The sequence below is a fragment of the Bosea sp. F3-2 genome (genome assembly GCF_008253865.1).
Lineage (GTDB): Bacteria > Pseudomonadota > Alphaproteobacteria > Rhizobiales > Beijerinckiaceae > Allobosea.
This window is the reverse complement of the sequence record NZ_CP042331.1, coordinates 628285-641178: the sequence shown is the minus strand read 5'-3', so window position 1 is coordinate 641178 and position 12894 is coordinate 628285. Positions and strand designations below refer to the sequence as shown.

8 protein-coding genes and 1 tRNA gene are annotated in these 12894 nt (G+C 63.1%); 3 read left to right on the top strand and 6 right to left on the bottom strand.

The window, feature by feature from the left end; genetic code table 11:
* Positions 1-3: 3 nt before the first annotated feature.
* The 3 genes from FQV39_RS03055 to FQV39_RS03045 are packed head-to-tail and all read right to left on the bottom strand — an operon-like array spanning position 4 to position 4286.
* On the bottom strand, positions 4-1116 hold the full coding sequence (locus FQV39_RS03055) for a helix-turn-helix transcriptional regulator (RefSeq protein ID WP_187640144.1): 1113 nt from the start codon (positions 1114-1116) through the stop codon (positions 4-6).
* A gap of 60 nt (positions 1117-1176) precedes the next feature.
* A complete protein-coding gene (locus FQV39_RS03050) occupies positions 1177-2577 on the bottom strand; it encodes an HlyD family type I secretion periplasmic adaptor subunit (protein ID WP_248313224.1) in 1401 nt (466 codons plus the stop codon).
* Positions 2577-4286, bottom strand: coding sequence for a type I secretion system permease/ATPase (locus tag FQV39_RS03045; RefSeq protein WP_248313223.1), 1710 nt, complete (start codon positions 4284-4286; stop codon positions 2577-2579). Before FQV39_RS03045 ends, FQV39_RS03050 begins: the two co-directional genes overlap by 1 nt.
* Before the next feature lie 864 nt (positions 4287-5150).
* On the opposite strand from FQV39_RS03045, the gene FQV39_RS03040 reads away from it, so the two are divergent.
* Positions 5151-6560, top strand: a complete 1410-nt coding sequence (locus tag FQV39_RS03040; RefSeq protein WP_149128965.1) for a calcium-binding protein — start codon at positions 5151-5153, stop codon at positions 6558-6560.
* Between the two features lie 294 nt (positions 6561-6854).
* On the opposite strand, the gene FQV39_RS03035 is transcribed toward FQV39_RS03040, so the two are convergent.
* Positions 6855-7781 carry a cation diffusion facilitator family transporter gene (locus FQV39_RS03035; RefSeq protein ID WP_149128964.1) on the bottom strand — a complete coding sequence of 309 codons (927 nt, stop codon included), beginning with the start codon at positions 7779-7781 and terminating at the stop codon, positions 6855-6857.
* 474 nt (positions 7782-8255) lie between these two features.
* On the opposite strand from FQV39_RS03035, the gene FQV39_RS03030 reads away from it, so the two are divergent.
* Together FQV39_RS03030 and cax are read left to right on the top strand one after the other, a co-directional pair.
* Entirely contained in the window at positions 8256-9986 is a 1731-nt protein-coding gene (locus FQV39_RS03030; RefSeq protein ID WP_187640143.1) for a SulP family inorganic anion transporter, read from the top strand.
* Positions 9987-10037: 51 nt separating this feature from the next.
* On the top strand, positions 10038-11105 hold the full coding sequence (cax, locus tag FQV39_RS03025) for a calcium/proton exchanger (protein WP_149128963.1): 1068 nt from the start codon (positions 10038-10040) through the stop codon (positions 11103-11105).
* A gap of 132 nt (positions 11106-11237) precedes the next feature.
* Here the strand turns inward: cax and ltaE are convergent, their stop codons facing one another.
* Together ltaE and FQV39_RS03015 are read right to left on the bottom strand one after the other, a co-directional pair.
* Positions 11238-12284, bottom strand: a complete 1047-nt coding sequence (gene ltaE, locus FQV39_RS03020) for a low-specificity L-threonine aldolase (protein WP_149128962.1) — start codon at positions 12282-12284, stop codon at positions 11238-11240.
* A gap of 353 nt (positions 12285-12637) precedes the next feature.
* Positions 12638-12727: transfer RNA gene (locus FQV39_RS03015), tRNA-Ser, on the bottom strand.
* Positions 12728-12894 lie beyond the last annotated feature (167 nt).

The window sequence follows — 12894 nt, the reverse complement described above, 5'->3', positions numbered from 1 at the left end:
AAATCAAGCCTCCTCATGCCGAAATCGGTCCGGCTTCATGCATGAACTCGGAGGATGTATTTCGTCCGGGAAAATCTGGTCACGAACTCCCTCGACGAAGGGCGACAATGTCAAAATATAGAGCAGGAAAAACTCGATCTGCCGATTGATGCCCAGCTTGAGCATGATGCGCTTGATGTAGGTTCTGACTGTCGCCTCCGTCAGGTCCAGGGTCTGGCCGATCTTCCATGGCGGCTCGCCACCCAGGATGCGCATCACGATCCTTTCCTCGGCCCAGGGCAGGCCAAAGGCCGTCGCGATCCGCTTGGCCCCCGCCGCCGGGTCGATCTGCGGGATGACGACGAGCAGCCGGTCCATATGTCGCTCAACGGGTGCTGCGCCGATCCATGCGAACGCAAAGGCGCGGTGGTCGGTCGACAGGGGAATGATCGTGTTGGTCCAGCCTCGTCCGGAGCGGGATGCCATCGTGTCGCGCAGCGCGTGGCGCAAGAGGTTGTTGACGAGCGAGTTCGGGCCGGCGAGGGCGCCATGATCGAGGCGAACCGGGTTCTTCGCCAGAAGCATCTGCCGGCCGGCATCGTTGGTTTCGAGGACGCGTAGCTGATGGTCCACGGCGAATGCCGGAAAGGCCAGTTCCTGCAGGAGGGTATCCAAACTCAGGTTTTCGTGTCGACGTTGCGTGAAGCCCTGGGTCGTCGCCCAGATCACGCTTGCGGCGCGCGAGACGCAGACCATCTCCGTGGCCGAGAGAGCACGCGGCCGCCAGCCCGCTACGAAAACCAGATCGCTCCCGTCGCTGGCGGGCAGGCGTCCTGCCAGCGCGTGCCCGGCCTCGTCCCGCTCCCTGCCGAGCAATTCCATGACGAGCGTATCGGTCGAATCGACCGCGAACAGGCCGCTGCTCTGCCAATCCGGCCTGTGCACCAGACGCGTGATCACATCCGCCGCTGGCTGCACATCGCTGTCGAAGCCGACACGAACAGCGGCCACGGCGAATCCGCTCGGCCGGGAAAGCGTCAGGACAAAGCATCGCTTGCATTCGAGCAGCCCGAGCATCGCCCGTCCGAAGGCTTCGAGAGCGAGTAGCGTCGCGGCTCTCCCCGGCTGCGCCGGCATGATGGAATCGTCCCGCAACATCGAGGCCTCCTCTGTCGCATTGATCCCCCGCCGTTTTGTTCAACTCTCCTTGAAGGCGCGCTGCATGCGCAGCATCAATGGCTGCAGCAGGTATTCCGCGAAAGTCCTCCGACCAGTCTCTATGAAGATCTCGACCGGCATTCCCGGCTGAAGCGAAGCGAAATAGGGAGTGAGCTCCGGCGTCTGCACGAGGTCAACCTCGGCCTTGTAGAACGACTTGCCGGATCTCGGGTCGATAAGCGCGTCAGCCGTGACCATGGTGACGGCCCCGGTGAGCATGGGCGAGCGTCTGGAATTGAACGCGAGAATCCGCACGCGAGCCGGTTGCCCGACCCTGACCTCGTTCCGATCGCTCGGCTTGACCTCACCCTCGACGATCAAACGGTCCTGCATCGGAACGATGTCGAGCAGGGTTTCGCGCGGGTTGAGTACCGCGTTCAAGCTCCGCGTGTTGAGGCCAACGACGATCCCCGCTTCAGGGGCCCGAATCTCGCTCCGGAGGAGCATGTCGCGCGCCGCCGCTATTCGGTGCCGCGCGTCGGCGATCCGTTCACGAGCGGCGTGACTCTGCTTGGCGATATCCTCGAGCCAGGCGTAGACGGTTTGTCGACGCCTATCCTCCAGCTCGGCGATCTTGCCTCTCGATTGGGCCACCGACGATGCATTCGTCGCGATCTGGGCTTCAACGTCGGCTTCGGCTCGCTTGAGAGCAAGGACTTTCGGTCTTCGAGCCAGCCCCTTCGCCAGGAGATAGTCTGAATCCTTGATTTCCTCCCGGAGGTAGGCGAGTTGCCGTCCCAGGCCGCCAGAACTGCTCTGGAGCCCTCGGATCGCCTCCTCGAGCTGCAATATCTGCTGATCGATGAGCTTGCGTTCCCCTTGGAGCGAAGTGGCCCTTGCCGCGAATTCGGAAAGCTGGGTCGCCATGGCCGACCGCGCCTCCCTGCTTGTTGTGTTGGTCTGAAGTTCGTCGGGGAAGGAAACCTCGGCAGCACCAGCCTGTTCCGCCTCCAGGCGAGCCACCATAGCAAGATCCGCGAAAAGCTTCGTTTCGAGGACGCCGAGATTGGCTTCGATCTGCGTCGTGTCGAGCCGGGCGAGGAGCTGACCGCGCTCCGCCTGCTCGCCTTCGCGGACAAGGATGGTCTTGACGATCCCTCCTTCGAGGTGCTGCACCGCGCGATGCTGTGACAATACCTTGACCACGCCAGGCGCGATGACCGCGCTCGCGAGCGGCACGGTTGCAGCCCAGATGCCGAAGATGCCGAAGAGAAGGATCGCCAGCACGGCCCCCCACCGGACAAGGGAGGCGGTGTCTGAGCGAGGATACTCCGGGACCTCCTCCGGGCCGGCGCTGACGGCCCGCATCAGCGGCATGAGCCGGCCGTCCTGCACGACGCTCAGCCCGCGCGACAGAGAGGGAAGGCCGACGACAGGCATCAACGCCTCCCATCAATGATGTCGGCCCTGGCCTTCGGGACAGGACGCGAATGCCGCATCGGCGTGGCGCCGGCCATGGTCTGCGGCAGCACTTCGCAGGGAGGACCAAAGGCAACCTGGACGCCATCCCGCAGGAACAGGATCAGATCCGCCACAGTGAAGAGTCGCGGTCGATGCGTGACGATGACGAGTGTCGCTCCCCGCGCCTTTGCGTCCCTGATGGCGGCGCACAAGGCCTCCTCGCCATCCGGGTCGAGATTGGAATTGGGCTCGTCGAGCAGGATCAGCTTGCGCTTGCCGAAGAGCGCGCGGGCCAGTCCGATGCGCTGGCGCTGGCCGCCTGAGAGCTTGTTGCCATCCCGGCCGATGTCGGTCTCATAGCCGTTCGGGAGAGCCAGGATCATCTGATGAGCGTTGGCTTGCCTGGCGGCACTGATCACATCCGCATCGGTTGCCGTTTCATCGAAGCCGGCGATCGCCTCCGCGACCGTGCCGCCCAACAGTTCGACGTCCTGGGGCAGGTAGCCGACGTATCGTCCGAGTTGGTCCGGGTCCCAGTGCTCGAGCGAGGCGCCGTCCAGACGGATCGTGCCCGTCGTCGGCTTTTCGAGAGCCGCGATCATCCGCAGCAGCGTCGACTTGCCCGCGCCTGTCGGGCCGATGACGACGATGACGCTCGCCGGGGCGCAGCGAAAGCTGATGCCGGCCAGCGTCAATCGCCTCGCACTCGGGTTGCGAAAGGTGACGGCATTGATATCGAGCGCGCCCAAGGGAGGGGGGAGGAGCGTTCGGCCCTGGCTGATCAGGGCGGAAGCGGCCGCGCCGCGGACATGAACCCAGGCATCGCGCGCCGATGTCAGCGTGCGCAACCCGGCGACGAGTTGCTCCATCGGCGCCAGCGTGCGGCTGATAAGGATGGAACTGGCCATCATGCTGCCGCTCAGAACTTCGTTCTGCAGCACGAGCCAGGCGCCGGTTCCGATAGCCGCGACCTGAAGCACGATCCTGATCATGCGCGCGACCGAGGCGATCAGGGCGACCCGCTCATTCGCCTTGACCACAGGCACCAGCGCCGCGTCGTTGAGCCGGAGGAATTCGCGGATCGCACCATGCGTCCATCCCATCGCCCGGACGAGATTGGCATGGCCGACAATGCCGTCCAGGGCGCGCTGCGTGCGCTGGGCGGTCCCCGACGCCTGCGCCAGTTCGGCGCGCGCCACGCGCCCGCTCATAAACGCCAGGAGGAGCAGGAGCAGGGAGCCGATCAGCGCAATCGCGCCGTACCACGGATGAATCAGGTAAAGCACGGCGACGAAGGCCGGCAGGAAGGGAGCATCGATCAGGGTCGAGGCGGTCCCGCTCGACAGGATGTTTCTGAGTTCGCGCACCCGGACCATATCGTGAGTGCCGGCCTCGTTGCGCTTCGCCGCGTCCGCAATCGACGCCTTGAGCACGAGGGGCGCGAGCAGGCGCTCGAAGCTGACCGCAAAGCGGCCGAGCACGCGGTTGCGCAGGATATCGAAGCAGGCGCTGAAGCCGAGCGCCACAACGGCAAGGCCCGTCAGCCCGAGGAGCGTCTCGATGCTGCCGCTCGTGATCACCCGGTCGAAGACCTGGATCGAATAGAATGGCAGGATCAGCAGGAGCAGATTGATCGCGACACTGAAGACGACGACCCACAGCAACGCACGCCATCCCGGGATCGCCATGAGGAGCCTGCTGCCTCTCAACATGGCGGTGTCAGCGGTGACCCTGGTGCGGAACCCTGAAGTCGTGCGGCTTGCAGACGCGTCGGACATGTGTCCTCGGACCGAAAGAAGCGTTTGCGCGATGTTGCGGGAGGATGATGCCGACTCGGACAGGCCGATTCACGGGCGAGATCATGCTCCGGCGCATTGGAGCGAGATGGGGGCAGGCTTCAGATCGCGCCGTATCGCGGTTTCATCTGAAGCTGCCCGCCTCTGTTTTGGGGCGGCGAGCCCCTGTTGCCCAGCCGTGTTGCTATCAAGAAATTCTTCAGCGCCCACGCCATCGCAGCCATGATCTCGCCTCCCTTGATCCAGCACGCCCCTTCGTGGATTGCCGCAAGCACCGGACTTGGCCGGGCGCCGCCTTGCTGCCACGGAAGGAGGCCCGAAAGCGGACAAGCGACGCTAGGGAAGCTTATCCTTCGGCATAATCCCCATTTGGTGACAGAAACGGTTTGGCGCGATGAGCGCCTGCAAGCCCTTCGCGATCTGAGGCTCCTGGATATCCGGCGGCATCGGCACGCTTATATCGATGGCCGTGCAGAATCCATTCGACGGCTATTTGAATTGATCGCCGTGCAAATTGCAGCGTGCAGCGCTCGAATCCTTAAAGATAAAAACAATTAGACTTACGAAATGACAGCTGAATAGTGTCAGCGTCGACAGGTTTTGTCTCCAAATGGGGATTGCGTTGCCCCGCTCCATCTCCCTAGCTTGCGCCACCTTCGCAAATTGCTCGATCCGCAACGATCGATACCCGGCGCATGACTGCGCATGGGCGGTCGCGTGCCTATGCGAGGGCCATCTGCAGCAGGGAGAACTGCCATGGCAATTATCAATGGTACACCCGGCGACGATATCATCCCTCCTCCCGATACCAGCGGTGACGACATCATCAATGGCTTCGCTGGCAACGACTCGATCGACGCCGACGGCGGCAATGATTTCGTCAGTGGGGGAGCTGGCGACGACAATATTCTCGGCGGCGTCGGCACCGATACGCTGGATGGCAATGCCGGCAACGACACGATCAGCGGCGGCGACGACGACGACGTCGTCAACGGCAATGCTGGCAACGACACCCTGTCCGGCGATGCCGGTAACGATGTCGTCAACGGTGGCGCCGGGGACGACAATATTCTCGGCGGCGTCGGCGACGACACCCTGTCCGGCGATGCCGGAAACGACACGATCGGCGGCGGGGATGGCGACGACGTCATCAACGGCAATGCCGGCAACGACACCCTATCCGGCGATGCCGGCAACGACACCATGAATGGCGGCGCCGGCGACGACACGGTCGATGGCGGCGATGGCGACGACGTCCTGAGCGGCGCGGCAGGGGCCGACACGCTGAACGGAGGGGCCGGGGTCGACACGATGGACGGTGGCGCCGGCAACGACACCTTGAATGGCGATGCCGGTGACGACGTCATGAACGGCGGAATAGGAAACGATACGCTGAACGGCGGCGACGGCGACGACACCATGAATGGCAATGCCGGCAACGATACGATGAGCGGCGATGCCGGCAACGATACCATGGCGGGCAATGCCGGTGACGACGTGATGGATGGCGGCGATGGCGACGACACCATGAACGGCGGCGACGGCGACGACACCCTGGAGGGTGGGGCAGGGCTGGATGCGCTCAGTGGCGGCGACGGCGATGACACGCTGAGCGGCGGAGCCGACGCGGATACGCTGAATGGCGACGCCGGTAACGACGAGCTGGCCGGCGGGGACGGCGACGACACGGGCAATGGAGGTGACGGCGACGACGCCCTGACCGGTGGGGCCGGAAACGACATCCTCTTCGGCGAAGCCGGAGATGATGAGATCAGCGGTGACGCCGGCAGCGACGAGCTCCATGGCGGCGACGGCAACGACGAGATCGACGGCGGAAACGGAGCCGATAACCTGTACGGGGACGCTGGCGATGATCTGTTGACGGGCGGTGCAGGCACCGACACGTTCCATTTCGGTGACGGCGCTGACACTCCGTTCGGCGATGACGAGGTTGCCGACCTCAATGCGGCGGACGAGGACGTCATCGAAGTCGACGTTGTCGACCCGGCGACCGTCGTGGTGACGGTGGACGATTCCGGCCCCAGCGTCGTTCTGGATTTCGGCTTCGGTACCATCCAGATTGATGGTGTTTCCGGCGGTGGCACGTTCACATCGATCGCCGACATCAACGACGCGCTGGGCTACGACGCCATCACGCTCGTGTGACCTCGCTTTGCCAAGGGTGGCGGCGAACCTGCGCCGCCACCTCCCCTGCACCAGGGCGTCGTGTCCCGCGCGGCGGATGTAAGCGGACACCGCGCCAGACAGGCGCCCCATTGAGAAGGGTTAGGCCTAGAGCGTTTTCCGATCAGTCTGAACCGTCATTGCGAGCGCAGCGAAGCAATCCAGGGGGACGTAGAGCCCGGCGGCCCCTGGATTGCTTCGTCGCTTCGCTCCTCGCAATGACGGCTTCTGCGATCCAAGCTGATCGAAAAAGGCTCCAGGGGACGGCGGTCAAGGTCATTCGGCCCATTCGGGATCGGTTGTGAAGGCGATCGTCAGCCAGCGGTCGGGATTGTCATTGCCCACCGCCTCGCCGATCTCGTCACGGATGCGATCCCATTCCTCCAGTTGCTTGGCCGGCCCATCCTTGGGCGCGATGAAATAGAGCTCGATCTGTCGCCCCCGTCCGACGCGCGCGACATAGGAGCGATAGGATAGAAAGCCGTAACGGCGCACGAATTCCTCCGCGACGCTGTCGACATGGCTCTTCAGGTCCGATGGCGTAACCAGCAGGATGTCGGCAAACGCCTGCTTGATCGTTCCGGCCGGAAGGGGAATGACGACGATGCAGACGAGCGCCAGCGCGACCGGATCGACATAGGGCGACATCCAGTCGAGGCGTGTCCCCTGGATCGCATAGCCGAAGACGAAGGCGACGAGCAGAGCCCCGCTGAGGCTTCCGGACATGAGCCAGGCCTTGGCGTCCAGTGCGATGAAACTGGACTGGAGTTCCCGGTTCGCCCTTTTGCCGAAGACGGCCATGAGCAAGGCGATGATCATCGTCAGCACCGCGTAGACGATGGCGTAATCGAAGGAGAGATGACGGCCGCCCGCCATGATGCTGCCGATGGCGTTGATCAGGGCGTAGATCGCCGCTCCGGTCAGCAGGATTCCATTGAGGCCGAGGACCATCGGCTCCAGATGCCAGAACCCCATCGTGAAATGCTTGACCAGCTTGCTGCCGGCCGCCCCATTCGCCGTGGACGACGTGATCAGCTTCGACACCACCAAGGCGACGATCGTCATGATCGCGTCGGTAAGGGCATAGACGCCGTCGAAGACGATGGCGTAGGAGCCGGAAAGGAGGCCGAAGATGATGCCTGCGGCCGCCAGGATGTAGGTCACCACAATCGAAAGGCGGAGAACGCTTTGCTCGCTGTTCACTGCTCGGTCCTTGAACGCATCAGGAAACGTGCGGATCGGGTCGGAACCTGACGTCTGGCCCATCTGCGAACGAGCTCCCTCCGTCGACCGTCGACATTGAGTTGGCGCAATGCGGAGGCAGCGCATTCGACATACGCTGCCTGTACTGATGAGACAGAAAGAGCGTGCGGGGTTGGCACGCGAGCGTTCGCAGGAGAGCGTCCTTGTGCGACGGCATCGCCGAGATCAACGTCTCATTATCCCGACGAGCTTACCACGATCCAGAGCCAAAATCGCAGCAGGTTGAGCAAGTTCCCGCCCACGCGTTCCAGCGACTGCCGCTGTCATTGACGACCTTCCCCGGCGAGAGCATCGTCGATCGAGATGCTCTAGCATCGGACCGAAAAGTGGAATCCACTTTTCGGAAAGATCCGATGCGATAACAAATGCATAGATCACCATCATCGCGTCCGGTCGGACGCGCGGCGATCTAGGATGGCCACGATGTCCGGTCAGGCGGGGAGGATCGGTGCATTGCCGGGGCTCAGCACGCTGCGCCGGTATGAGGCGGCGTGGTTGGGTCATGACATTGCGGCGGGACTCGTCCTGGCAACAATGCTGGTGCCTGTCGGCATTGCCTACGCGGTGGCCTCGGGCTTGCCGGGAATCAACGGCCTCTACGCCACGATCATTCCGTTGCTGGTTTATGCGCTGTTCGGCCCCAGCCGCATTCTCGTCCTCGGGCCCGATTCTTCACTCGCTGCCGTCATTCTCGCCGTCGTGCTTCCATTATCGGCGGGCGACCCGCAACGTGCGGTCACCCTGGGGGCCATGATGGCGGTCGTCTCAGGGCTCGTGTGCATCCTGGCCGGTGCAGCGCGCCTTGGCTTCGTAACCGAGCTCCTCTCCAAGCCGATCCGCTACGGCTATATGAACGGAATCGCGCTCACGGTTCTCATCAGCCAGCTGCCCAAGCTTTTTGGCTTTTCGATCGAGAGCGACGGGCCGCTGAAGAACCTTTGGGCCATCGGCGCCGCCGTCCTGGGCGGAAAGACGAACTGGACGACATTTGCGGTAGGTGCAGGCACGTTGATCGTCATCCTGCTGCTCAAGCGCCGAAAGCGCGTGCCGAGCGTACTGATCGCCGTAGTCGGAGCGACTGCGGTCGTAGGCGTGCTCGACCTTGCGTTGCGCGCCAACGTGTCGGTCCTGGGCCCGCTACCACGCGGATTGCCCGCATTCGCCATTCCATGGATTACCAGTGCCGATATCGGACCGGTCGTGATCGGAGGCCTGGCCGTCGCCCTGGTGTCTTTCGCCGACACCAGCGTCTTGTCGCGTACCTACGCCGCCCGCCTGGGAACCCCCGTCGATCCCAACCAGGAGATGGTAGGGCTCGGGGCCGCCAATCTCGCGGCCGGCTTCTTCCAGGGTTTCCCGATCAGCAGCAGTTCATCCCGCACTCCCGTGGCCGAGGCGGCCGGCGCGCGAACGCAGCTGGCGGGGGTCGTCGGCGCACTGGCCGTTGTCCTGCTCCTGTTGGTGGCGCCCAACCTCCTGGAGAACCTTCCGACCAGCGCCTTGGCAGCGGTGGTCATCGCGGCCGCCATTGGATTGATCGAGATCACCGACCTGCTTCGTATCTATCGCATCCAGCGATGGGAGTTTTGGCTGTCCATTGTCTGTTCAGTCGGTGTCGCCGTGCTCGGCGCCATTCCGGGCATCGGCCTGGCCATCGTAATCGCCGTCATCGAGTTCCTCTGGGATGGCTGGCGTCCGCATTCGGCGATCTTGGGGCGCGCCCAAGGCGTAGAGGGCTACCACGACATCACGCGCTATCCCGACGCCGAGCAGATGCCGGGCCTGGTCCTGTTCCGGTGGGATGCTCCCCTGTTCTTCGCCAATGCCGAATTCTTCAAAGAACGGGTTCTGGAGGCTGCAGCGGCTTCGCCGTCCCCGACACGTTGGCTTGTCGTTACCGCCGAGCCGGTGACCAGCGTGGATGTCACCGCAGCCGACACCCTCGTGGAACTGGATGATACTCTGCACGATATGGGAATCGAGCTGTGCTTTGCCGAGATGAAAGATCCAGTCAAGGACAAATTGAGAAGATTTGGCCTACTTTCAAAAATTGGAGAGAATTCATTCTTTCCAACAATTGAATCAGCCGTAAGCATGTATTTAAGAAAATACCCGAATGAGCGTGAATTTATCAAAAACACGTGAATTACAATTACTGAAACGTCATTAAAAATAATAATATCACGGTGGCCTGCCATGTTGAATTGGCTGCTGATTTTTACTCCAATCGCTATTGCCCTGGAGCACCTCACTCCGGAGCGCCATCTCCTTATCTTTCTTGCTTGCTCACTGGCCATCTTGCCTCTCTCCGCCTGGATGGGACGCGCCACCGAGCAATTGGCCGAACGCCTGGGCGAAGGAGTTGGGGGGCTGTTGAATGCGACTTTCGGCAATGCTGCCGAACTCATCATTGCGTTCGCCGCTCTGCGCGCCGGTCTCCATGATGTGGTGAAGGCCTCGATCGTCGGCTCCATCGTCGGAAACATGCTGCTCGTACTCGGCGCCGCCATGCTGGCCGGCGGGCTGCGCTATCCTGAGCAGCATTACAGCCATGCGGGCGCACGCTCCCAGGCGACGATGCTCACCCTTGCCGCGATCGCCTTGTCCCTCCCAGCCGCCTACCAAATCGCGCCGGGGACCGGCGCGGTTGGCGGCATAGGCCCGCTGAGCGTTGCGATTTCCGTGCTGCTCCTGCTCGTCTACCTGCTCTTCCTCCTGTTTACGCTGGTGACCCATCCCGCACTCTTTGCGGGTTCCTACGCGCCGGAGGAAGGAGTGCCGCACGCCGCACCGGTGTCGATGGGGCGGTCCGTCTTGGTGCTTGTCGGAACCACTGCAGCGATCGCCTGGGTCAGCGAGATCCTTGTCGGTGCGATCGAGCCGACGGCCCATGCATTTGGCCTCAGCAACGCTTTCATCGGCGTCTTTGTCGTCGCAGTGCTGGGCAATGCCGCCGAGCATGCAACGGCAATTACCGTGGCGCTCAAGAACCGCATGGACCTTTCGCTCTCGATCGCCATCGGATCGAGCGTGCAGGTCGCGCTGTTCGTGGCGCCGGTGTTGGTGCTCTTAAGCCTCGTCGTCGGTCCCCGGCCAATGGATCTGGCGTTTCAAGGGGGGCTCGTCCTGACCGTGTTTCTCGCCGTGCTCATCACCGGCCAGGTCGCGGGCGATGGACGATCCGATTGGCTGAAGGGGGTTCAGTTGCTCACGGTTTATGTCGTGCTTGGCCTGACCTTCTTTTTCCTGCCGGCCGGGCCATGAGGGCAGGGGGCGCCCGCACTCCGGACTGGCCGGACGCTGCCGGCCAAGCCTGAGAAGGAGAGGTCTGTTCGCTGGGGCGCCTGTCTGGCGATGTCCAGTGTCAGGCGCCAGGCGGATGTCAGCTTCTGCGTCTCAGGCATGCGCCTTCAATTCGGCGGGCGACTTCTGCTTATCAAAGAAGGCCTCGCAGGCCTCAGCAACGCGCTCTACGGATTCGCCTCCTACGTCCAGATGGGTAACCCAGCGCAGCGTCCCGTATCGCCCGCTGACACCGATACCGCGGCTGCGCAGAAACGTGGCGAAGGCGCTGGTATCGAGCTCCTTGGGCGTCATGAACACCATGTTCGTGCGGGGCGGTCCCGCGCCGAGCTCGGGAAAACGCGCCAGCACCTTCGCGAGATCTGCGGCGCGCTGATGATCTTCGCTGAGTCGCGTGACGTTGTGCTCCAATGCGTAGATGGCAGCCGCGGCGAGCACGCCGGTCTGGCGCATGCCACCGCCCAGCATTTTCCTGATGCGGCGAGCCTTCTCAATGAACTCCTTCGGGCCGACGAGGACGGACCCGACCGGCGCTCCCAGCCCCTTGGAGAGGCACATGGAAACGGTGTCGAACTGCGCCGCAATCCAGGCCGCATCCCGGCCGCTCGCCGATGCCGCGTTCATCAACCGGGCACCGTCCAGATGCGTTGCAAGCCCGCGAGAGCGGGCGAGCTGAGTGGCAGCCTGGAGATATGCGTCAGGCAGAACCAGTCCGTTGAACGTGTTTTCCAGCGCGAGCAACCGCGTGACCGCGAAGTGGAAGTCGCTCGGCTTGATCGCGTTCGCAATGGCTTCCAGCGCGATCGTCCCATCCGGCTCATTGGGCAAGGGCTGCGGCTGGATCGAGCCCAAGACTGCCGCGCCGCCACCCTCCAGCCGATAGGTGTGAGCCATCTGGCCGACGAGGTATTCGTCGCCGCGGCCGCAATGGGCCATCAGCCCGGCCAGGTTTGCTTGCGTGCCGGTGGGAAAGAAGAGGGCGGCTTCCTTTCCCAGCCGCTCGGCGGCCATGGCTTCCAGGCGCTTGGTGGTCGGGCAGTCGTCGTAGACTGCGTCGCCAACCTCAGCCGCTGCCATGGCAGCACGCATGCCCTGGTCAGGACGCGTGACTGTATCCGAACGGAAGTCATCCACCAGCATCGATCAGATCCTCGTAGGCCGCGAACTCGCCCGCTTGATTCGAGAGCAGGGCCTGAGCCGCGGCAAAACTTGCCGTGGTTCACGTAGCATGACCGGCAGCGAATTCCAGCGAGGATGCAGCTGGTCGGCCTTCCATCGGCCCCATGCGAGATTTGGCTCGCACGCGCTCTTAAAATGACTTCGCCCAGGCCGGTTGCCTTGCACGCGAAGCCGACAAGCCACGGCCGGATGGCACTTGCGAGGTCAGTTGAGAGCCACGAATCGAAAGTGGCGGTTGGCGGATCGCACAATCCCAACAGCCTCGCCCCTCGGGGTGAGCGTTGGGAAATGAACCAATCTCACCACAGGATTTCTGGCGGAAGGGGTGGGATTCGAACCCACGGTGGGCTTGCACCCACGGCGGTTTTCAAGACCGCTGCCTTAAACCACTCGGCCACCCTTCCGGCCGTGGTTCAATGCAATCGGGGCGGCCGATTTGCAAGGGGTCTGTGAGATTTGGAGCGCTGTTGCGCAATGAAACGACTAATAAATCCCGACTGAAAATGAGGCGCTCGGCCTCAGCGGGCGGCCGTGGCGATAAGGTCACGCCCGGTGGAAAAAATGGCGAAAC